At 60.3% G+C, this 22,273-nt stretch carries 19 protein-coding genes and 1 tRNA gene; 9 read left to right on the forward strand and 11 right to left on the reverse strand.

Going from position 1 to position 22,273, the window contains the following annotated elements; translation table 11 throughout:
• Window positions 1-80: 80 nt before the first annotated feature.
• On the reverse strand, window positions 81-1,523 hold the full coding sequence (locus WG78_RS03985) for a CHASE3 domain-containing protein (protein ID WP_053936488.1): 1,443 nt from the start codon (window positions 1,521-1,523) through the stop codon (window positions 81-83).
• A 344-nt stretch (window positions 1,524-1,867) separates the two neighbouring features.
• Here WG78_RS03985 and WG78_RS03990 point away from each other — a divergent pair, with 344 nt between their 5' ends.
• The 6 genes from WG78_RS03990 to WG78_RS04015 all read left to right on the forward strand — a co-directional run bounded on the left by WG78_RS03990 (window position 1,868) and on the right by WG78_RS04015 (window position 8,200).
• Entirely contained in the window at window positions 1,868-2,404 is a 537-nt protein-coding gene (locus WG78_RS03990; protein WP_053936489.1) for a ferritin-like domain-containing protein, read from the forward strand.
• A gap of 108 nt (window positions 2,405-2,512) precedes the next feature.
• Window positions 2,513-3,148 carry a response regulator gene (locus WG78_RS03995; RefSeq protein ID WP_053936651.1) on the forward strand — a complete coding sequence of 212 codons (636 nt, stop codon included), beginning with the start codon at window positions 2,513-2,515 and terminating at the stop codon, window positions 3,146-3,148.
• Window positions 3,149-3,255: 107 nt separating this feature from the next.
• Complete coding sequence (locus WG78_RS04000) at window positions 3,256-3,717, forward strand: response regulator (RefSeq protein ID WP_053936490.1); 462 nt, start codon at window positions 3,256-3,258, stop codon at window positions 3,715-3,717.
• Between the two features lie 258 nt (window positions 3,718-3,975).
• On the forward strand, window positions 3,976-4,281 hold the full coding sequence (locus WG78_RS04005) for a hypothetical protein (protein WP_053936491.1): 306 nt from the start codon (window positions 3,976-3,978) through the stop codon (window positions 4,279-4,281).
• A 503-nt stretch (window positions 4,282-4,784) separates the two neighbouring features.
• The gene (locus tag WG78_RS04010; protein ID WP_053936492.1) at window positions 4,785-6,767 is read left to right on the forward strand and encodes a DUF1800 domain-containing protein; all 1,983 of its coding nucleotides are present in this window, start codon (window positions 4,785-4,787) and stop codon (window positions 6,765-6,767) included.
• A 143-nt stretch (window positions 6,768-6,910) separates the two neighbouring features.
• Window positions 6,911-8,200 carry a tetratricopeptide repeat protein gene (locus WG78_RS04015; protein WP_152969049.1) on the forward strand — a complete coding sequence of 430 codons (1,290 nt, stop codon included), beginning with the start codon at window positions 6,911-6,913 and terminating at the stop codon, window positions 8,198-8,200.
• Between the two features lie 73 nt (window positions 8,201-8,273).
• Here the strand turns inward: WG78_RS04015 and WG78_RS04020 are convergent, their stop codons facing one another.
• Window positions 8,274-9,878 carry a chitinase gene (locus WG78_RS04020; protein WP_053936494.1) on the reverse strand — a complete coding sequence of 535 codons (1,605 nt, stop codon included), beginning with the start codon at window positions 9,876-9,878 and terminating at the stop codon, window positions 8,274-8,276.
• A 382-nt stretch (window positions 9,879-10,260) separates the two neighbouring features.
• On the opposite strand from WG78_RS04020, the gene WG78_RS04025 reads away from it, so the two are divergent.
• The gene (locus WG78_RS04025; RefSeq protein ID WP_053936495.1) at window positions 10,261-11,424 is read left to right on the forward strand and encodes a zinc-dependent alcohol dehydrogenase; all 1,164 of its coding nucleotides are present in this window, start codon (window positions 10,261-10,263) and stop codon (window positions 11,422-11,424) included.
• A gap of 71 nt (window positions 11,425-11,495) precedes the next feature.
• Here WG78_RS04025 and WG78_RS04030 read toward each other — a convergent pair whose 3' ends face one another.
• The 6 genes from WG78_RS04030 to WG78_RS04055 all read right to left on the reverse strand — a co-directional run bounded on the left by WG78_RS04030 (window position 11,496) and on the right by WG78_RS04055 (window position 16,309).
• Window positions 11,496-12,104: a PEP-CTERM sorting domain-containing protein gene (locus WG78_RS04030; protein WP_053936496.1), complete on the reverse strand. Its 609-nt coding sequence runs from the start codon at window positions 12,102-12,104 to the stop codon at window positions 11,496-11,498.
• Complete coding sequence (locus WG78_RS04035; RefSeq protein ID WP_053936497.1) at window positions 12,101-12,817, reverse strand: PEP-CTERM sorting domain-containing protein; 717 nt, start codon at window positions 12,815-12,817, stop codon at window positions 12,101-12,103. The genes WG78_RS04030 and WG78_RS04035 overlap by 4 nt, the downstream gene beginning before the upstream one ends.
• A 313-nt stretch (window positions 12,818-13,130) precedes the next feature.
• Window positions 13,131-13,217 (reverse strand) — tRNA-Leu (locus WG78_RS04040).
• A 110-nt stretch (window positions 13,218-13,327) separates the two neighbouring features.
• Window positions 13,328-14,926, reverse strand: coding sequence for an alpha-amylase family glycosyl hydrolase (locus WG78_RS04045; RefSeq protein WP_053936498.1), 1,599 nt, complete (start codon window positions 14,924-14,926; stop codon window positions 13,328-13,330).
• A gap of 136 nt (window positions 14,927-15,062) precedes the next feature.
• Window positions 15,063-15,971, reverse strand: coding sequence for a DUF72 domain-containing protein (locus tag WG78_RS04050; protein WP_053936499.1), 909 nt, complete (start codon window positions 15,969-15,971; stop codon window positions 15,063-15,065).
• Window positions 15,972-15,973: 2 nt separating this feature from the next.
• Window positions 15,974-16,309, reverse strand: a complete 336-nt coding sequence (locus WG78_RS04055) for a hypothetical protein (RefSeq protein WP_053936500.1) — start codon at window positions 16,307-16,309, stop codon at window positions 15,974-15,976.
• 89 nt (window positions 16,310-16,398) lie between these two features.
• On the opposite strand from WG78_RS04055, the gene WG78_RS04060 reads away from it, so the two are divergent.
• Complete coding sequence (locus tag WG78_RS04060; RefSeq protein ID WP_201782355.1) at window positions 16,399-17,076, forward strand: nucleotidyltransferase domain-containing protein; 678 nt, start codon at window positions 16,399-16,401, stop codon at window positions 17,074-17,076.
• Complete coding sequence (locus tag WG78_RS04065) at window positions 17,033-17,455, forward strand: hypothetical protein (protein WP_053936501.1); 423 nt, start codon at window positions 17,033-17,035, stop codon at window positions 17,453-17,455. Before WG78_RS04060 ends, WG78_RS04065 begins: the two co-directional genes overlap by 44 nt.
• On the opposite strand, the gene WG78_RS04070 is transcribed toward WG78_RS04065, so the two are convergent.
• From WG78_RS04070 to ggt, 3 genes are all read right to left on the reverse strand, one after another.
• The gene (locus WG78_RS04070; protein WP_053936502.1) at window positions 17,452-18,198 is read right to left on the reverse strand and encodes an endonuclease/exonuclease/phosphatase family protein; all 747 of its coding nucleotides are present in this window, start codon (window positions 18,196-18,198) and stop codon (window positions 17,452-17,454) included. The genes WG78_RS04065 and WG78_RS04070 overlap by 4 nt on opposite strands.
• A complete protein-coding gene (locus tag WG78_RS04075) occupies window positions 18,195-20,360 on the reverse strand; it encodes a VTT domain-containing protein (RefSeq protein ID WP_053936653.1) in 2,166 nt (721 codons plus the stop codon). The genes WG78_RS04070 and WG78_RS04075 overlap by 4 nt, the downstream gene beginning before the upstream one ends.
• Before the next feature lie 89 nt (window positions 20,361-20,449).
• The gene (ggt, locus tag WG78_RS04080) at window positions 20,450-22,264 is read right to left on the reverse strand and encodes a gamma-glutamyltransferase (protein WP_083458756.1); all 1,815 of its coding nucleotides are present in this window, start codon (window positions 22,262-22,264) and stop codon (window positions 20,450-20,452) included.
• Window positions 22,265-22,273 lie beyond the last annotated feature (9 nt).

Raw genomic sequence — 22,273 nt, forward strand, 5'->3', positions numbered from 1 at the left:
CCCGAAAGAACAACGGGCTGGTTGCAGATGCAACCGGCCCGTTTCTATTGGCGCCGCGCCAGAATCGATGCGCTGCGCGCTTAGCGTTGCTGCGCCAGATGCAAAGGCAAGTTGTTTTCCATCAGCCGTTGCACGCTATTGAGCGGTAACAGCGCCCGGGTGAATACGCCTTTACCCGGCGCACTGCGGATTTCCATGCGCCCACCAATGGCAATTACCCGATGGCGCATGCCTTGCAGCCCGTGCGTGCCTTCGGGCAGGGCGGTCATATCCATGCCCACGCCGTTGTCTTCGATTTCCAGCTTTAAATGCTCGGTGTCGACCAGCATGCTCACGCTTACCTGGCTGGCCTGGGCGTATTTGGTGGCGTTGTTCAGCGTCTCTTGCAGAATGCGATAAGCGATCAGGCCCAGCACATCGTCGATGCGCACGCTCTCATCGGGCAGGGTCAGATCCAGCTGCCAGCCGCAGCGTTGCGCTGCGTCCTCCGCCAGCGAGCGCATCGCCGCCACCAGGCCAAACGTGGTCAGCAGCGACGGATGCAGCTCTTGCACCACGCGACGCTTGAACTGGATGCCCTGGTCCAGATTGCTGATGGTTTTTTCCAGCTTGGTGAGGATGCGCGGCGAGCTATCGCCCAACTGGCGCTGCACCCACGAGATATCCATCTTGGTGGCGGTCAGGATCGCGCCCAGTTCATCGTGCAGATCGCGCGCCAGCTTGGAGCGTTCGCGCTCCACATCCACCTGATATTCCAGCGCCAGGCGTTCCAGTAAACCGGTGCGCTCGGCCACGATGCTGTCCAGCTCGGACTGGCGCTGCTGCAAGGCCAGCGCCTCGTCGGTGCGGCTTTCCAGTTCGGCCAGCAAGCGGCGCAGGCTCCAGATCACCAGCGCAATCACCACAATCCAGCCCAGCGCCACCGAGACACGCAGGCCCACCACCATCCAGCGCCGTACATCGCGCTGCGAGGTCAGCGCGCCGGTTTCGGCCGCGACGATATTGTTGATGTGTTCGGTAATCTGCTGGCTGGCCTGCAGGCCGCGGTCGGTGGCGATAATCTCGCGCGCCCGGCCCAGATCGTTTTTGCGGCCGAAGTCGAGCGATAAATCCATCTCGGAAATCTTCTCGCCAATCTGCACGGACAATTGCTGGATTTCGGCGCGATTGCGATCCGGCACGCTCTCGGGCACGTTGCGATAACGCTCGGCCAGATCATCAATCAAACGGCGCGCGCCCTGGATGGCGTCGTTATACGGCGCCAGATATTGCGTGCTGCCGTTAACCAGAAAGCCGCGCTGCGACGATTCAGCCTCCAGCAACTGCGCGCGCAGCCGGAACAGCAACAGGATGCGCTCACGCGTGGCGCCTATGTCGGCGCCTTGTTGTTCGGCAATACGGATCAGGTTTTGCGTGGCCACAATAGCCAGTAACGCGCCAAACGCGCAGGCGGTCAGGGCGAGGGAAACGCGCCAGCCGATGCGGCGTAACGCGGTCTGAAAGCGGACAAACTGGTTCTTCATGTGCGAATACAAATTGGCGATTCTTCTGATTTTGTAGGAATGCGCTTACTTTAGCTTCAGTGCGCATACTCTGTTGACCATTGCCCCGGATGAATACATTAACCGTCAAGCAAGCAGGACGATACAGGGCCAGTAGCGCCTTGATCAAACCGCGTTAAAACGGGCCTGCCGGTGGTCGCATGATGTCGAGCCAGCGACCACTGATATAAATAGCGCAAAAAATGCAATGTAGCCGGTTTTTGTCGTAGAGCGGCAATGACCTTCACTTAGCCACGCTGCCGCGCCGCCTGCGATTGCAGTCTGTACTGACCGCAAAAAACAGCGCCGGTTTCAGGAGCCCAGCCATGAACGCCAACGCCGAATTTACTATGGACGTCGAAGAAATCCGCCGTCGCGCCCGCCAGTCCGTGTTTGATGGCGCACAGACTTCTACTTATGAAGGTGACGTTGAAACCGTCATCAAATTGCTCAACGAAGCACTGGCCACCGAACTGGTCTGTGTGTTGCGCTACAAACTGCATCACTTTGTGGCCACCGGCATTCTGTCTGAACCGATTGCCGCCGAGTTCGCGGTGCATGCTGACGAAGAAATGCAGCATGCCAACAAGATTGCACAACGCATCGTCCAGCTGGGCGGTGCACCGGATTTCAATCCGGAAGGCATGTTGTCACGTTCGCACTCCGATTACGTCGCCGTGGACAAGCTGGATGATATGATCCGCGAAAATCTGGTGGCGGAACGTATCGCCATTGATAGCTATCGCGAGATGATCCGCTATCTGGGCGATAAAGATCCGACCACGCGGCGTATGCTCGAAGAAATTCTGGCAGTAGAAGAAGAACACGCCGACGAGCTGTCTGACTGGCTGGACCGCGGTTGAAAGCAAGCGTTACCCGGGCCGGTGCGAGCAGCGACGTCGCCACTGAACCCGATTTTGATGACCCGGCAATGAAACGGGTCCAGGACATTGAGCGAGGTTAAGCAGCAAATGAAAAAACGCATCTTACTAGTGGATGATCACGGTATTGTCCGCTCGGGTCTGCGCTCGCTGATCGAGCAGGAAGACGACCTGTCGGTGACCGGCGAAGCCGCATCCGGCATGGAAGCGCTGCAGCTGGTGCGCAAGCAGGAATTCGATATCGCGATCTTGGATATCTCGATGCCAGACAAGAATGGCGTGGATACGCTGCGCGATCTGCAGCACATCCGCCCCGAGCTGGCCGTGCTGATCCTGTCAGGCTACGCGCAAGAACAATACGCGCTGAACCTGATCCGCGCCGGTTGCCGTGGTTATCTGTCGAAGGATTCGGCGCCGGAAGAAATCATCAAGGCGATCCGCACCATCTGCAACGGCCGCCGTTATCTGTCGCCCGAACTGGCCGACTTGCTGGCGTCCGAGCTGACTCGCCCGAGTGACAAGCGCATGCACGAAACGCTGTCGGAACGCGAATTCCAGGTGTTCTACAAGCTGGCCAGCGGCAAATCGCCGACCGAAATTGCTTCTGAACTGTTCCTGAGCGTGAAGACGGTCAGCACTTACCGCGCTCGCGTGCTCGAAAAAATGAATCTGCGCACCAATGCCGATCTGACGTATTACGCGATCAAGAACGAACTGATCAGCTAAGCAGGGCAGGCATCACTTGCTCCCGCGCCGCGATAAAAGCGGGGCTGGCGCCAGGACACAAGCAACAACTCGCTACCGGGTGCAACAGTCCGGCAGGCAGGAAAAAAATGGCAGTCAATCTGATTGAAGGGCGCACCGCACGGGCCGACGACGCCACGCCAGAAGGGGTCGTCGATGTCATGCTGGTGGAAGACTCGGCGCTGATCCGCGAAGCGCTGGTTGATGCCTGTGCCGCGTCGGGCAAGGTGGCGTTCTCGGCATTTGCCGCTACTGCGCGCGAAGCCGTGGATATTTTGCGGGACCGTACCTTTCCGCTGATCATCATTGATCTGGAATTGATGGAAGGGACCGGCTTTGATGTGCTGACGTTTCTGGCGCAACCCGAACAAGAGGGCCGCCGCCCGGTGCGCATGGTGCTGACCAACCATGCTTTTGCCTTGTACGAAAAACGCGCCCGCATGTTGGGCGTCGAATACTTTTTTGATAAATCGCTGCACTTCGATGAAGCGGTCTCCACGCTCGAGAAAGAAGCCGCCAGGCTGGCCGCGTTAGGCCGCACCACCCATTAAGCGGCAGCAAGCCGCATCAACGCCGACCCGCCCTGGCGGGTTTTTTTCCGCCTGGCGCCGATCTCATGATCGGGCCATTCCGGTATGCAACTTGCTTTAGTCAAATAAACGCGGCAGCCTGTACATACTCTGCCGCGTACGCAGCCTGCCTGCCAATCCGGCAACGGTTTGCTAGCGCGCTGCGTCTAACAGCGACGGACAATGGCGTCCATATCGATCTTCGCCCCGATGCGAAGGCACCGAGCAGGGAGCGTTCTGATGCAAGCGTATGTCGAGTTTCTCGGTCATTTGCCCCAGTTTCAGTATGACCCTGCCCGCCAGTTGGCCACCCACTTGTTAACCGGCGCCACCATCGCCTGCGTGGATGGCTCGGATGAGCATCATCGGTTGTGCGTGCATTTTCCGGGCGCGTCGCAAGCCGACTGCGAAGTGGATGGCGCCAAGCTCACCTTGTTATATATCCATGAAGCCTCATCCATGGGCATCGCCAGCGCGGCGGAATACTCGGCGACGTTGGTCAATATGCTGCTCAAGGCCAAAGGCAGCGGCGCCGCCAGCACCTGATTCAGCGTCTTTGTGGTGTCCGCGCCGTGTCGCATGATACGGCGCTGCTGTTTTCTGCGCATTTCCGTCTCCGCCCATCCCGCTTGTCCGTCCGCCTGTCTTTTCTGGCCACCTTTCGGTGTTCCCAGGATTCGCCCTGGTGCAATCGAAAACGCTTACGCCCAATCCGATAATGCCTGGCCCAATTCTTATCATTGATGTAATCAATGTTTTGTGTGGCTTTGGTTGACGTGGGCAATCGTGTCAAAAAATACCTAATAAAAACAAAGTTATATATCGATATTTACGCGAGTATTTTTCAGCTTACGCTTAACGGAAATCATTAAACATACGCGATGTGTAATCAAATTTGATGAACTTTGTAATGAAACAGGCACAACTCTTGCGGTGAGGTCAAGGGTTAGTACTTCATGAAATGCTTATTTGGTGGCCTAATTCACTCCGAGCAGCACTGGCATGGGTCCAGTCCACGGTTAAGTCGGCATCGGTGAAGGGGTTTCGAAATGAGCAACGTCAATTACAAAGTTCAGGCAGCGCGCAGCGCATTTGCTTTGGCCATGGTCGCTGCATTGGCAGCGTGCGGTGGTGGCGGCGGCGGTAGCAGCAGCGCCAGCATCAGTAGTGATAATGCCGCCGCAGTCTCCAGCACTTCGGCTAACGCCGCTGCGGTGACCGTCGTGACCGCTGTTACCCCGACCGGCTCGACCAGCTCGACCACCACAGCCAGTGCCACCGCCAGCGCCGCGTTGCCCACCACCAGCACCAGCACTGGCAGCACCGCCACCGTCGGCACCGCAGGCACCACGACTGTTACTACTGTTAACGGCGGCACCATCACCAGCACCGCCCCGGGCAAAACCGTAGCGCCTTCCGTTGCTGGCACGGCCGACGAAACCATCGTGCCAGTAACCCGCCCCGACGCCCAACGCCTGCTGGAACAAGCCGCCTTCGGCCCCACCGAAACCGATATCGCCAGCGTGCAAGCACTGGGCATCCCCGGCTGGATCCGCCAGCAGATGGCCACTTCGACGACCGGTTATCCTGGCTTCTTTTATGTTGATCCGTTCAAAGGCGCCGGATGCTCGACCGAATCGCACATTGTGGCCCAAGCCACCGACGCACTGATGATCAGAAATTGCTCGCGGGATTACTACACGCCCGCGCCGCTGCAACGCAAATTCTTTACCAATGCGCTGAATGCGCCCGACCAGTTGCGCCAGCGCGTGGCCTTTGCGCTGTCGCAAATCTTTGTGACTTCGGGCTACGAAGCGTATGCCCAGGCCGACTATCAAAACATGCTGCTCAACGATGCGTTCGGCAACTTCAAAACCCTGATGACGGATGTCACGCTGCACCCCACCATGGGTGACTGGCTGGATATGGTGGGCAATGACAAACCAAACCCCGCCAAGGGCACTCAGGCCAACGAAAACTACGCGCGTGAATTCATGCAGCTGTTTACCGTCGGCACCAGCATGCTCAACGCCGATGGTTCGCCGCAGCTGGACAGCAACGGCAAGCCGCTGCCGGTTTATACGCAAGCGCAAGTGACCGATCTGGCGCGTGCTTTCACTGGCTGGGCTTATCCGCCTCATGACGGCCAGGCACCGACGTGGAACGCCGGCACCAACCATATGGGCAAGATGGTGGCGTTTGATGTGCACCACGACATGGATGTCAAAACCATTATTGGTGGCGTGGTGCTGCCGGCTGGTCAGACTGCGCAGGCCGATCTGGATGGCGCCATCACCGCGGTGTTCAACCACCCCAATGTGGGCCCGTTTATCAGCAAGCAATTGATCCAGAAACTGGTCACCAGCAACCCGACTCCGGCGTATGTGGCTCGCGTTACCGCAGCGTTTAACGACAACGGCGCAGGTGTGCGTGGCGATATGGCCGCGGTGGTGATGGCCATCCTGACCGACAGCGAAGCGCGTGGCGACGTCAAGACCGACGCCAACTACGGCAAGCTGCGTGAACCGGCTGTGTATATGGCTTCCATCCTGCGCACTCTGGGTGGTAGCACCGATGGCGTCGGCCCGTCGTACTGGTCCACCCAACAAGGCGAACCGCTGTTTATCTCGCCCTCGGTCTTCAACTACTTTTCGCCGGCCTATGTGGCGCCTGGCACCACGCTGTACGGCCCGGAATTTGGTGTGCTTAACACCAGCTCGCAAATCCTGCGCACCAACTTTGTGGCTCAGATGATCTTTTTGGGTGGCGTGTCGGCAGATGCTTCGGTCACTGGTTCGATTGGCACCCACGTCAATATGGCAGGCTTTGGCGCCTTTACCGACCGCGCCGCCGCTGTGGCCAAAATGAACGACGTGCTGCTGCACAACTCGCTCAGCACGGCTGGCACCACCGCCGTAATGCGTTACCTGAACATGCTGACCACCGCGCAAATCGCACCGCGACCCACGCTGCTGACCAACAACAGCGCCTACCTGATGCTGACCGCACCGCAATACGAAATCCAGAAATAACAAGCAGGTAGTCGTAATCCTTGAAACCGGGCGCCGCAAGGCGGCCCGGTTTTTTTTCTGCCCGGCGCAGCGGCTTGCGACGGCGCGGCTTTCATCCGATAGTGCAGGGCATTGCCGTAACCGATCGGACGTCGCCGCACACCATGAGCCACGAACATCCTTTATATCTGGCCGCCGTGCGCAAGCATCTGGCGGGCGATGTCGCCGGGGCCGAGGTCGACTATCGCGCCTTGCTGGCCGAGCAGCCCACGCATGCGCCGGGGCAGCATTATCTGGGTTTTCTGCTGCAACAAGCCGGGCGGCTGGAAGAGGCTGAAGCCTGCCTGCTGCAAGCCCTGCAGCTGGATGCGCGCCACGCCGAATGGCATTTCAACCTGGGCATCGTGCTGGCGCGGCGGCAACGCACCGACGCGGCCATCGATGCGTTCTGCCAGGCGCTGGCGCTGGACCCCGCGCCGTATTTCTACTGGACCAACCTGGGCGCAGCGTTTGAAGCCAACCAGGAATGGCTGCGCGCTGAACAGTGTTATCACAAAGCGGCGCAACTCGACCCCGCTTGCCCCGACGCGTTCTATCTGTTGTCCGCGCTGTTGCTCAAGCTGGAGCGCTATGACGACGCGCGCCATTTCAACCATCGCGGCATTCTGGCCGACCCTGGCAAAGCCGCAGTGCCCATCATGCGCGCGCAAGCCTGGCACGCATTGGGCGATCCGGCCGCCGCCATCGCCGTGCTGCAGCAATGGCAGCGCGACCAACCCGATAACGTCGAAGCCGCGCATTTGCTGGTGGCGTATCAAGGCGAAGCCGCGCCCGAGCAATGCAGCGAGACGTATGTCGAGCACGTGTTTGACGCCTTCGCCGACACCTTCGATTCGATCCTGACCCGGCTGGATTACAGCGGGCCGCGACTGGTGGCCGATTATCTGGGACGCGTGCAGTCGCGTTTTGCCCATGCGCTGGATCTGGGCTGCGGCACTGGCCTGGTGGGGCAAGCCATCCGGCCCTGGGCGGATGAATTGGTGGGCGTGGATTTAAGCCAGCGCATGCTGCAGCACGCGGCGCAACGCGGCATTTATCAAAGCCTGCATCACGCCGAGTTGGGCGCGTTTCTACAGGCCGACACCGCCCCGCACGATTTGATCTGCTGCATGGATACCTTTACGTATATCGGTCAGATCGAGCCCGTGTTGGCGTTGATCCACGCGCGCCTGCAACCGGGCGGATTGTTGTTGTGTAGCACCGAGCGGCTGGATGAAGCGGGCGCGCATTATCGACTGAACACCAGCGGCCGCTATAGCCACAGCCCGGCCTGGATTGCCGCCATCCTGCGCGAGCACGGTTTTGTCATCGCAGAGATTGCCGACACCGTCATCCGCAAAGAAGCGGGCTACCCATTACCCGGCCAGTTTATTGCGGCGCGCCGCCCGGCCTGAACGCGGTCTGCATCAAAATAAAAAACGCCCCGACGATTGCGGGGCGTTTTGCATGGCTTTGCGGCAACGCGGTTTACGGCAGCGTCTTCAAATGCGGCGCCACGGTGTTGGCAAAGTTGTTGTTATTGCTGGCATCCCAGTTGGTCGACCAGTCCATCACACCGCGCAGACCCGGGTATTTGGCAACCGGAATATAGCTGCCGCAATGCGTGCCCTGGGTCAGGCAATCGACGGCGTTGTTGACCACCGACGGATCAACATAACCGCTGCCCGCGCCCGACGGCGAAGCCGGCAAGCCAAGACCTACCTGGCCCGGCTGCAGATACTGCAACACGGTGTCGGCTTGCGCGGTAATAAAGTCCACCGTGCCCTGGTTGTAGTTCTTGCCGTCGCGGCCTGGCATCGAACCCGAGTTGTAGTACTGCGTGTTGACCATGGTGATGATGCTGCCGAGGTCACGCGCCACCTGCAGATAAGCGCCCGCGCCCGGAATGTTGGGCAGCATGTCGATGGTCTGCGGCGCCATGGTGATGATCAGGTTCGGGCCGACCTTGGCGCTGAGCTGACGCAAGGCGCTTTCCAGATTGGCCACGTTGATGGCGTTTTCCAGATCGATATCGATGCCGTCAAAACCATATTGCTGGATCAGGGCATAGGCGCTGTTCACAAAGTTGGTGACGGCCGTGCTGTTGCCCAGGGTGATGCTGCCGTTCTGGCCGCCCACCGACAGGATGACAAAGCGACCCTGGCTGTGCAGCGTTTTGATGTCGTTGGCGAATTGCGCGTTGGTGTAACCGCCAGACACGGCCTTGGACAAGCCTGAATCGATATTGAACAGCAAGCCGCCATCATTGGCCGGATCGGCATCGGCAAAGGCCACTTCGACCACGTTGTAGCTGGTCGGCACTTGCGCCAGCGTTTGCACCGCCGCGCCGTTATCAAAGTTTTGCCAGTAACCCACCAACACATGCTTGGGCAGGCTGCCCGTCGGAGTCGGGGCAGGGGTTGGCGTGGGTGTCGGAGCGGGCGTCGGCGCCGGGGTGGGAGCGGGTGTGGGTGCCGGGGTCGGGGCTGGCGTTGGGGCTGGCGTTGGGGCCGGCGTCGGGGTCGGTGCGGTGCCGCCGCAGGTGCCGACCACGGTCCACGGTTGGCCGCTGCCAACCGGGCCGCTGGCGGTGGACGGATTGTTGCCTTGCGTCCACCAGTTGGCTTTGTAGTTCACGCCGTTGTAGCTCACCGTCGCGCCGCCGTTATAGGCGGTCGTGGCGCTCCACGTGGCATAGCAACCGGCCGACGGGGTCGGTGCGGGCGTCGGCGCCGGCGTGGGCGCAGGCGTTGCAACCGGCGTCGGAGCGGGCGTGGGTTTCGGGGTAGGCGCGGGCGTCGGGGCTGGCGTGGGGGCGGGCGTCGGCGCCGGAGTCGGCGTGGCGCTGGTATCTACGCCCAGATCTTTCCACAGGCTGGGCGTCGCGGCCGGGTTCCAGTTGGCGCCCACATAATCAGTTTGCGTGACCAAGGCCTGGTAATCATGGCCGTTGTAAAACACGACGGTGCCAGCGCTATAGGTGCCGCCGTCTACCCAGGCCGGGTAAGCAAAAGCGGACAGCGCAGCAAAGGCGGCCGGCAAAGCGGCGAGCGCCAGCTTGCCGCGCCCGAACAGGCGAGACTTGGATTTCATGGGTACATCCTCCGGTAGGTTTCTTGTCTTTCTTTAAATGAACTGCGCGCGCGCTCGTGGGCGCGCGTGGGCCGATCATAGTCAACAAGTGGATACACGACTACGCGGCGGCGACCCGTGCCATGGCGTGGTTTCAGCAAACACGCGGGTTGGCGCGGGCTGGCGTGGATACATTGGTTGACCAACGGCGTCAGTATCAAGACAAGCGGATGACGCCTTGAGCGGGCTTGCCCACGCGCGCTTCTGGCAACGCCGTCGGCGCGTACGGTGGCATTTACGCATTCGCTCCCACAGCACATTACGTGCGCGGCATACACCCAAGCCGGGCCGCCTTGCGCACACTGGGCTCACCACGACGATCCCGTCCCCGAGGAGCCCTGCCATGCGCGCCCTGACTTATCACAAAGCCCATCATGTAAGTGTCGATACCCATCCCGATCCCATCCTGCAAGACCCGGACGACATCATCTTGCGCGTCACCGCGACCGCCATTTGCGGTTCGGATCTGCACTTGTTTCGCGGCAAGGTGCCGGGCATGGAGGCAGGCGATATCCTCGGCCATGAATTCATGGGCATCGTCGAGGACGTCGGCCCCGGCGTTACCAAAGTCAAACGCGGCGATCGGGTGGTGGTGCCGTTTACCATTGCCTGCGGCCACTGTTTCTTTTGCGAGAAAGCCATGTACGCCGCCTGCGAAACCACCAACCCGTCGCGTGGCACCATCATGAACAAAAAGTCGATCCGCAGCGGCTCCGGCATGTTTGGCTACACGCATCTGTACGGCGGTTACGCCGGTGGCCAGGCCGAGCTGGTGCGCGTGCCGCGCGCCAATGTGGGCCCGCTGGTGTTGCCGGCCGGGCTGGCCGATGAGCAAGTGCTGTTCTTGTCCGACATCCTGCCCACCGGTTACCAGGCAGTGCTGAATGCCGAAGTGGGGCCGGGCTCGACGGTGGCGATTTTCGGGGCGGGGCCGGTGGGCCTGATGGCGGCAGCCTGCGCGCGCATGCAAGGCGCGGAACGCATCTTCATGATTGACCATCATGCGTACCGGCTAGCTTTTGCCCGCGCTACTTACGGCGTGGAGACCATCAACTTTGATGAGGTAGATGACCCGGCTGCGCTGATGATCGAGGCCACCGATTACCGCGGCGTAGATGCCAGCATCGACGCCATCGGCTTTGAAGCCAAAGGCAGCTTGCTGGAAACCACGCTGACCAACCTGAAGCTGGAAGGCGCCAGCGGCGTGGCATTGCGCCAGGCCATTGCCGCCACGCGCCGCGGCGGCGTAATCAGCGTGCCGGGCGTGTATGCGGGCTTTATCCACGGCTTTATGTTTGGCGATGCGTTCGACAAGGGTTTGACGTTCAAGATGGGCCAGACGCACACGCAGCGTTATATGCCCGAGCTGCTGCAGGCTATTCAGGAAGGCAAGCTGCATCCGGACGTGATCATCTCGCACCGCTTGCCCTTGGCAGAAGCGGCGCGTGGCTATGAGATTTTTAATGAGAAAAAAGAGGATTGCCGCAAGGTGGTGCTGACGCCTTAAGCGTTGACCGAGCGCGCGCGTAAAAAAGGGTGGACCGTGGTCCACCCTTGTCTGGTCAGCGGCTGATCACGTTATGCTTTGACCATCGCGCGGCCGCGGCGCGCCAGCAACCCCACCGCGCCGACGGCCAGCAAGGCCCAGGTTTCCGGCTCGGGCACCGGCCTGACGTCCAGCGCATCCAGCCACACATTGTTGGCAAACTGGCCCTCGCCACGCGAATAGATTTCCAGCGTATCGATCGGCTGATCCGTCACCCCGGCATACCAATGAAACGCAAAGTCGTGCGCGCCGATGGGGACCTCTTGCTGCGCCACGATCACACCATTGCGATACGCCACAAAGCCCACGGCATCCGCCTGCGGCCCGTAACCGCCGGTGACATGTGCGCCGGCAATCTCGGCGCGGTTAAAGATAAAAGGCCCATTGAGGGAACGCAGCACAATGTAGCCCGCCGCATCCAGCCCTTTCAACGCGCGGTTGCCGCTGGGGAAATCCACGGTGTCGCTGTTCTGATCCATGGTGCGCACGGAACCATCGAATTCAAACCCCTGGTACAGCACCGGCACAAAATCGGTGTAGTTAACCGCGGGCGTGCTAAAGGCGTCGAAGGTGATGATATGAGCCATGCTGGTCGCGCTGAGGGCCAGCGTTGCGGCCGGTAACAGAGGGAGGAATTTCATGCTGCGCTCCTTGCCAGATTGCTACGGTTGCGTGCGGCAAAGCGGGCCAGCAGGCCCGCGCCGCCCAGCAACATCAGCCAGACGGTTTCGGGTTCGGGAATGGCAGCGGTGGGGCTCAAGACTGCGGGTGGAATCACCGCCAGTCCAATCTGGTCCAGCAACCAGCGCTGCCCCTGGCCGGCAGAGACAATCACAACGTGATCGAGTGGGCCGGAGTAGGGCGAGGCAAACCAGGTAAAGTGGTCCTCCCACAAATTGACGCTCAACGAGCCCACCTGCACCGTATCGTGATACAGCAGGATGGTCGCAGTGGGGCTGCTGAACCCGGCGCCATAGACGCTGCTAAACGCCGCCATCTCCAGCCCGGTAAAAATAAAATCAGGCTGCGTGAACGTGTCTTGATCAAAGCCCGATTGCACATCGACATACTGGCGCGCATAGGCAAAATTGGTGAGCGCATACGTGCCATGCGCATACACCAGATCACTGCCGTATTGGGCGTCATACGCCTGCTGGCTTACCCGCACGGGCGAGCCATAATCAAGGCCAAACAAAAATTGCGCGGTATTGCCGTTGTCGTCGGCGCCGTACCAGCTATTGATCTGGCCCCAGCCGTTAATAATGCCGTAATCGGCGTCGAAGGTGATGGCGTTTGCCAGGCCGGCTGCCGCCAGCAAGGCAGACCCGGCGAGATAGTTGAATAGTCGTTGCATGGTTACGCTCCAGTGCGGTTGGAAGCGAGCGGGCAACAAGTCATCCGGGCCTGAGGCAGCAACCCTGGACGCGATGGCTATTGTCAGGCATGTAGCCGCACCGGAATGGGGCGACTGCCGAGCGGTGCCGGGCGCGCAGGTTTAGTCCATTGCGCGCCAAAAAAAAACGGCGTTGATCTGCGATTGCTTGAGCAATCCAGCATCAACGCCGTATGTTTATTTCATTTCATCCAGCACAACGACCCTGCAATTTCGCTGCGTAAACGCTGGATATGAAAAAACCCGCCGGAGCGGGTTTTTTCATTAAAACTGTTGGTGCCCAAGAGAAGACTCGAACTTCCACGCCCTTGCGAGCGCTAGGACCTGAACCTAGTGCGTCTACCAATTCCGCCACCTGGGCTTCGCTGGCCGTTGTTGCTTGGCTGCGAGAGAGGCGCATTATGGTCAATGCCCCCGTTAGTGTCAACACTCCACTTCAAATATTTCTTGAAAAGTGGCTAACCCACTGATTTAACGGTCAGCCAATAAAATCACCACGCCCTCATGCGGCTGCAAAGTGAAATCGCCATTGGCTTGTATGCCGATGCGCGGCTTGAGCGTGGACAGCAACACCTGCCCGTGTAGCAAATGGCCGTGCTCCACCGGCTGGGTGTCGGCGCTAAAGTTGAGCAGCACCAGCAAGCGGCGGCCTTCATAGCTACGGGTGTAGCCGAACACTTGTTCCGGCGTGCCAAAGTCATGATAGGAGCCCACCGCCAGCGCCGGTTCCTGGCGGCGCAATGCCAGCAGATGGCGGTAGTAGGTCAGCATCGAATCATCGTTCTGATCTTGCGCGGCCACATTCACCTGCACCGCATCGGGCGGCAGCGGCAACCACGGGCGCGCCGTGCTGAAACCGGCGTTGGTGCTGGCATCCCATTGCATTGGGCTGCGTTCTGGATCGCGGCCCAGGCCCTTGCCGGGTTGTTTTTTCTCGAACGGGTCTTGCACCAGCTCGGGCGGCACCTCGATATCGTGCATGCCGATTTCGTCGCCGTAGTACAACGTCGGCGTGCCGCGCAGCGTCAGCAGCAGCATCGCGGCCACGCGCGCCTGCTCGGCGCCGATGCGTGTTTGCAGACGGTGATTATCGTGATTGCCCAATACCCAATTGGGCCAGCCATGATCGGGCAGGGCGGCTTCATAACTATCGACCGCATTGCGGATAACGCTGGCTTTCCACGGCAAGGTAATCAGCTGGAAATTAAACGGCAAATTAACGCCATCGCCGCCGGTGCCGTAATAGGTGACCAGCTTTTGCACCGGTAGATAAATTTCGCCCACCATCATGCGCTCGTGATATTCATCCAGCAGTTTGCGCATGCGGCCGATTACCTGATGCACCTCGGGTCGATCGGTGGTGTAGGTCGTGAGCAATTTGTTTTGCTCGCCGGTATTGGGGTCGTAATCAGGGTTGGGTGGATTGGCGCGGAAATCTTCGTCCTTGATCAGATGCCAGATCACATCGATGCGGAAACCATCCACCCCGCGATCCAGCCAGAACCGCATCACATCCAGCATGGCATCCTGCACCGCCGGGTTGCGCCAGTTCAGATCGGGCTGTTCTTTTAAAAACGCGTGATAGTAATACTGCTTGCGCACGTCATCGTATTGCCAGCCGCTGCCCCCAAAACTGGATAACCAGTTATTGGGCGGGCCCCCATCGGCCGCCGGGTCTTTCCAGATATACCAGTCGGCTTTGGGATTGGTGCGCGACTGGCGCGATTCTTTAAACCACGCGTGTTCTTCGGACGTGTGGTTGGGCACAAAATCCAGCAACAACTTCATGCCGCGGCCATGGATATCGGCCAGCAAGGCATCGAATTCCGCCAGCGTGCCAAATACCGGGTCGATATCAACGTAATCGGCAATGTCATAGCCAAAGTCTGCCATCGGCGATGGGTAAATCGGCGACAGCCAGATCGCATCCACCCCCAGCGCCTGCAGATAATCCAGTCGCTGCCGAATGCCGTTGAGGTCGCCCACGCCATCGCCATTGCTGTCTTGATAAGAGCGCGGGTAGATCTGGTACACAACGCCTTTTTGCCACCACAGATAAGAATCGGGCATGTCACTTCCTCAATACGGTTTGAATGCAGAAGATGCTGGAATTCGGGGTCGCGTGACCACGCGTCAAGGCCATGCTGCGGCAGTGGCTGCGGCTTGCGTATCCGTGTCTGGCTGACACGCGCCGGACAGCCGTGCGTTATTGGGCGGCAGCGGGCAATGGCTCGCCAGCCGGTTGCCGGATGGGCTGGTCCAGCCGTTGCATCAGCCGCTGCGCGTCAAACGGCGCGCGCACCTTGATGTCATTATCAAAGTAGCAAAAAACTTCGCGTGCGCTGTCGGTTGCGGGCTCGGCCACTCGCGGGCCATCCACGGCTTTATGGCCGGATGTCCACGCCTTGATGCGCGCGGCCCAATCATCGAGCGCCGTGTCGGTGTAGCCGCTGGCGTATAACTTTTCGGCGCCATGCAGTCGCACGTAGACGAAGGGCGCGCTCAGATCTTCCAGGTGCGGCCATTTGCCCGCCGTGTCGGCCACCACCAAAGCCACGTGGTATTTGCGTAATAGCGCGATAAATTCCGGCGTGGCAAAGCTTTGATGGCGGATTTCAATGGCATGCCGCATGCGATGGTTATGCGGCACATCCAGATCGGGCTTGCTGCGTAAATGGCTATCGTGATGTTCGGCGATTGTGCGCGCCGCATTCAGGTCGCGCGGCAATTTGGCCAGAAAGCTTTCAAACAACTCGGCGTCAAACTGAAAAGACGGCGGAAATTGCCATAACAGCGGCCCGAGTTTTTCTTTGAGTTCAAACAAGCCCGAAGCAAAGAAATTGGCCAGAGGCCCATCGATATCGCGCAAGCGGCGAATATGGGTAATAAAGCGCGGCGCTTTTACGCTGAAAATAAAATCGTTGGGTGTGCTGGCATACCAGTCGGCATAGCGATCCGGCGTTTGCAATGCGTAAAACGAACCGTTGATTTCAATGCTGGACAAGGCGCGCGAGGCGTAATGCAATTCATCGGCCTGGCGTAATTCTTCGGGATAAAACACTTTGCGCCATGGTTCATAACGCCAGCCGGAAATACCAATATGCGCGCGCGCCATGGTTACCCTCCGGCCTGGCAGGTGCTGCGATCGAGCGTCTTACCGGCGCGGCCCTGGCCGTCGATGGGCTTGTGCGGCACACAAGCGTATTTCTGCTCGCCGAGGATCAGCGTTGCCGTGCTGCATACGCCATCACTACGCCCACCCACCAGCTTTCGCCCCGCTGCACCGTCCGAAAAAATGAAATGCATTTGCTGCGGCGCCAACGCCTCCGCCACCGTCTTGCCGGGCGCCGCCTTGCCTTGCGCATCCACGCACTGCCACTGATAACGCTGCCCCGCCTGCGCCTGCGCGGCGGCAAGTAAGGCAGCAAGTAATAACCAACGACGTGCCGACATGATCAATCCTGAAAACGGTGACGGTAGTACAGCCTAGAGGGCGCGGCGGGCGGCTGCTGTAGGCGGCTGGCGCGGTGCAAAGGCAGACTATGCATCTACCACGTGCAATCATACCCAAAAAGAGTATGATCATACTCAATATGAGTACGATATCTCTCGGCCTCGGGGCCATTTTATTTAGCGGCGTTCAGCAAAAACTGCTGGCGTTGTGCTTTGGTAATGCGGATCGCAGCTTCTACACCAATGAGCTGATCCGGCTGGCGGGCTGCGGCAATGGACCGGTGCAGCGCGAGCTTAAGCGCATGAGCGCGGCAGGCTTGCTGGTCAGCAAAACCGTGGGCAATCAACGGCACTATCAGGCCAATCGCGACTGCCCGATTTATCCAGAAATGGCTAGCCTGATACGCAAAACTTTCGGAGTTTCGGATATTGTGCGGCAGGCAATTTTGCCTGTAGCGGCACAGATCGAAGTCGCCTTAATCTACGGCTCGATTGCGCGTGGCGAGGAACGCGCGGGCAGTGATATCGATTTGCTGGTGATCTCGGATACGCTGACCTACGCCGACTTGTACACGCTGCTGGAAACCGCCGCCCAGACCTTGGCGCGGCCTGTCAATCCCACCGTTTACAGCAGGGCCGAATGGACACAGCGCATCAGCAGCGGCAACAGTTTTGTCACACGAGTTCTGGCGCAGCCTATGCTGCCGTTGATTGGATCAGAGCATGACGCTCGACAACCTGCTGCGCACGGGCAATCTGAAGGCTGAACCACCGTCGGTGGCCGAGTTTCTCGGTTTGCTGAATTCGGCTGGCCTGCGGCTCAATGATGCGCATAACGCGGGCTTGTCCCTCGAAAGCCGGTTTGATCTGGCGTACAACGCGGCCCATGCATTGTCGCTGGCGGCTTTGCGCTGGCACGGTATGCGCTGTGACAACCGCTATCTGGTGTTTCAATGTCTGCCGCTCACCGTCGGGGCCGAACCTGCGGTCTGGCGAGTGCTTGCGCGCTGCCATCAGCAACGCAATCTAAGCGAATACGAGGGCAGCCTGGATATCGACGCGCGTTTGCTGGCTGATCTATTGGTGGCGGCGGACTGGTTGTTGGCGGCTGTCAAAGCGTTACCGCCCTGCCCGCAACTGCCTTAGCGCCCGATATGCGCCACCAGCGGCAAATGGTCCGAGGCCTGGCGCGCCAGCCGCGTGTTATGCGCCCACACCCGCACCAGTCTTTCGCGCGGGTGTAGCCAGATGCGGTCCAGCGCAAAAACCGGGCGCAAGGACGGGAAGGTGAGCGGGGACGGGGTTTTCTGAAAGCGCGTGGTGAGCCAGCGTAGCGGGCGGCCCCAGACAAACCATTCGTTCAGATCACCCAGCAACACCACCGGCATGGTGTCGGTATCGAAGGTCTCCAGTAGCCGTTTAACCTGGTTGCGCCGTTCGGCCGGGCGCAGGCCCAGATGCGTGGCCACCACCCGCAGCAAATGGCCGTGGCATTCGATGTCGGCATCCAGCGCGCCGCGCGGTTCCGACGAGCCAAACGACAGGTCGACATTGCGCACGGCGCGGATCGGATGGCGCGTTAGCACGGCGTTGCCGTACCTGCGATGTTGATGGTCAATCGTGGGCCCGGCCACGGCCTGGTAGCCGGTCAGGTCGGTGATGGCGCTCAGGATGTCGGGTATGTGTTCGTCACCCATCGGTACTTCTTGCAGCGCCACCACGTCGGCGTCGATCTGGCGTAGCACGGCGGCCACGCGTTGCGCCGAGCGCCGCCGGTCCGAACCCACGGCGCCGTGGATATTGTAGGTGGCGATGGTCAGCGGCCACGGCGAACTGGAGGCGCTGCCTTCTGCCAGATTCATTTCGAGTTGTTCTGCTTTAACGTTCATGCCGGCTCCATGCCGCGATGTTCGCCTGCGCGGCGCAACAGGCGGCTGGCGAAGACCGCCACGCCAATCAACAGGGCGGCAAGCCCGATCAAGGCGCCAAAAGTGCCGGTGCTGGGGTGGCGTACGGCTTCGGCAAAATGGTGCACAAACAATACGGTGATGATGGAGCCGGGCGTCATGCCGATCATGGTGCCGATCATGAAATCGCGCAGGCTGAGATGCGATGCGCCGCAAATCAGATTGACGATGACCACAGGCCCCAGCGGAATCTGCCGTAGCAAAGCCACACTGATAATGCCGCGCCGCGCCAGCTTCATCGAAAGCCGGTTGGCGCGCTGGCCCGCAATGCGGCGCAGTGCGTCGCGCGGCAGCCATGTGCCCATCCAGAAGGTAAACGCAGCCGAGGCGGCGGTGCCGCCAAGCGCGTACGCAATGCCCAATACCGGCCCGAACACGAGCCCGGTGGCGATCACCAGCACCGAATGCGGAAACATCAACACCGTGCCCAACACGTAGGCGAGGATCACGATCAGCGGCGACAGCGGCATATCGCGTATACGTGCAGCCAGTCTGGATAGCGCTTGTGGATCAACGTATTGCGCCAGCGGGGTCCAGCGCCACAGGGCGGCCAGCGCCAGGCAGACCAGCGCGACGCCCGCAATCAGCATCAACCGGCTGCGCAACGGACGTTTGGCCGCATGCGGCACCAGTTGCGACACCAATTGGTCAGTGGGCACGATGCGTTCGGGGTCGAGCACCGACAACGCGGGCACCATGGCTTCGTCTTCGGGCCGCGCTACCGGGTCGAGCGGTTTGAGCGTGCGGCCGTCTTTTTGCAATGCTTCGATGGCTGGAATCAGACGGCCCTGTTCGGCCATCGCCGTTTGCACTTCGTCGGGCTCGCAATCCAGATGTTCGCCCAGCAATTTAGCCCGCACGCGCGCAATGCCGGCGCGGATATCGGCACGGCCGCGCGCTTCGATGGCGATATTGCATTCGGTGTCCATCACCATCGACCGGTTATTGATGTTGGCCGAGCCGATGCTTAAAAAGTCATCGTCGGCGATGACCACTTTGGCGTGCACATTGATGCAGGTTTCATCCAGGTCCGGCATTTCGGGCGAGTACAAACGATAGCGGTTGTGTTGATCGGCCTGCTTCATCAGCGCATGTACGCGGGCGCGCTGCACGCCCATGGTCATGCGTTCCAGCCAGCCGTTGTTGACGCGGCGACTGACCACCACGATATCGGGCGCGGCGTCGGCATTTAAACGCTGCGCCAGTTGTTCGGCGATGGGGCCGGAACTGAAATACTGGTTTTCAAAATACAGGCTGTGCTGGGCCTGTGCGATGACATCATCGTAAAGCTGGCGGATTTCGCGCACGCCAGTGCTTTGGTCGGTGGGCGGCTCGGTGCGCGAGACGGCCAGTTGCACTCGCTCAAAATCGGGTTCGACATCGGCGGGCCATGGGTTGTTGTCCGCCGAGGTTAACGGTGCCGGCCACATCGGTACGCGCACGCCGGTGGCGTTATGCCAACGGTCACGCACCAGTTGTGCGGCAATGCGCGCGGCCGGGCCGTCGAACATCGCTTGCACATCATGGAAAGGTTGATACGGCGAACCATCGGCGTTGCAACGCAGTTCGTGATCGCAATCGTGCGCGGGGGTATCCCACCGGCTGTGGGTCAGATCGATGCCGCCGACAAAAGCCAGCCGATCATCAATGACCACCACTTTTTGATGATGCGAGCCACCCAGTACCGGATGGGCATCCAGCCGGAAATGCAGCCGACGTTGGCCTTGCCAGTTCAGTTTGAGTGAGCTTAGCCATTCGCGGTCCAGCGCAAACAGCAGCGTGTAATCCCAGTTCAGCACATAGATATGCAGCCCACGCTGGCGCGCCAGCACCGCACGCAAAAAATCGCCCAGCGCTTCGGGCAGGCCGTCGTTTGCGCCAGCCGGTTGCAGGCACAGACGGCTATCAATATCCCAGCCGACAATAAACACCGAGTGGCGCGCTTTGGCGATGGCGCTGCGCAGCGCGCTGAAATACGCGTCGCCATCAATCAGGACGGCGACGTGGTCGGCTTGAGCGATCTGCCAGCAATTGCGGCCGGGTTCCAGCAGTGCTTGGGCTTGGTGCGGTTCTTCGGGCTTCATGGCCATTTGTCCGGCCTGACCCGGCGTACCAGGGCGACCAGTTATCCAGTGCGGTTGTCTGGGAGTTGATCATCCGCGTTAGCGCCGCGCTACGGCGTCGGACAGCTGCGGATATGCCTGTGGGAGACGCACGGTTTCTCCGCCGCCGCGCTCGCTGCGCTATACGCCAGCGCAGCGCCGCCGCCATGCCGCACCGGTTCGCTGACCGCCGTAATGCTGCCACCGCCGTTGAACTGCAGCCCATTGGCCGCCCCGATTTCATCAGTGGCCTTCCAGCTGTAGCCATACGCATCCAGCGCTTTTTGCTGCGCGCTGCCGGCAAAGTGCAGCAGCGTTTCCACCTCGGTGACGTCGCCATTGCGCTGGCTAAGTCGCGGCGCAGCCAGCGCATCGGCCAGCGACATCCCCAGATCAAGATGGTTAACGATGGTTTGCAGCACGGTGGTGATAATGGTCGCGCCACCGGGCGAGCCAATCGAAAACGCGGGTTTGCCGTCTTTAAACACCAGTGTCGGGCTCATGCTGGAACGCGGGCGTTTGCCGGCTTCCGGGATGTTGGGCGAGGGGCCGCTAAAGTCGAAATCGGTCATCTCGTTATTCAGCAAAAAACCACGGCCCGGCACCACGATGCCACTGCCGCCCCAGCTTTCGATGGTGAAGGTGTAGGCGACGATATTGCCCTGTGCATCAGCCACCGTCAGATGCGTGGTATGCGCGGGCTCACTCTGGCTGGCGGATGCTGCTACGGGGCGCAATGGATAGGACGCGTCATCCTGAAACGGGTACGGATCGCCTTGCGCCACCTTGCCGTGGTCATGCTGCAGATTGATGGTCGCGGCACGCTGGCGCGCGAAGGCGGGCGACAGCAGTCCGGCTTGCGGCACATCCACATATTCCGGGTCCGCTACATAGGCATTGCGGTCGGCAAAGGCCAGGCGCGAGGCCTGTAGATACAGATGCTCGGCCTGCGCGCGTGGCATATGGGCCAGATCAAACGACTGCAGGATATTGAGCGCCTCGGCAATCGCAATGCCGCCACTGCTGGGCGTGCCCATGCCATAGATGTCGTAGCCGCGATAGCTGGAATGCACCGGCTGGCGCAGACGCGCTTGATAATCCTTAAGGTCGGCCAAGGTCATCTGGCCCGGCGTGACGGTGATGCCGGAGGCAGCGGGCGGGGTGTTCACCGCCTTGATCACATCCTGCGCCAATGCGCCCTGGTAAAACGCGTCGGGGCCGCCGCGCGCCAGCGTGGCATAGGTTTGCGCCAGTGCGGGATTGCGAAACACGCTGCCTTGCGGCAAGGCTTTGCCGTCGCGCAAATACAAACTGGCGCTGCTGCTAAAGCGTGCAAATTTAGCTTCGTTTTCGACGTTGATGCGGTGGAAGTTGGGGCCGATGGTAAAGCCGTTGCGGGCAACCTCTATGGCCGGTTGCAGTACTTGCTTGAAGTTCATCGTGCCATAACGGCGCAAGGCTTCATCCCAACCGCGTACCGTGCCGGGCACGCCGACGGCGATGCCATTGGGCACCGCATCGCTCCATGGCAGCGCTTTGCCGTCACGCATAAAAACCTGCGGGGTAAAGCTGGCGGGGGCGGCTTCGCGATGGTCGATGGAGATTACGCGCCGCTCTTTGGCAGAGTAGATCAGCATAAAGCCGCCGCCACCCACGCCACAGCTAAACGGATCGGTAACGCCCAGCACCGCCGCCGCGGCCACGGCGGCGTCAATGGCGTTGCCGCCACGCTGCAGGATCTGTAGCGCGGCGCGGCTGGCCGGTTGCGAAATCGTCGCCACCGCGCCATGCGTGCCCGTGGCGATGGGCGTCGCCGCACATGCCAATGTGCTGGACAGCAGTGCGTAACAAAGACTGATCAGTTTGAGCGGATGCCAGAAACTCATGGTGCCGTC

The organism is Amantichitinum ursilacus, from assembly GCF_001294205.1.
Taxonomy (GTDB): Bacteria; Pseudomonadota; Gammaproteobacteria; order Burkholderiales; family Chitinibacteraceae; genus Amantichitinum; species Amantichitinum ursilacus.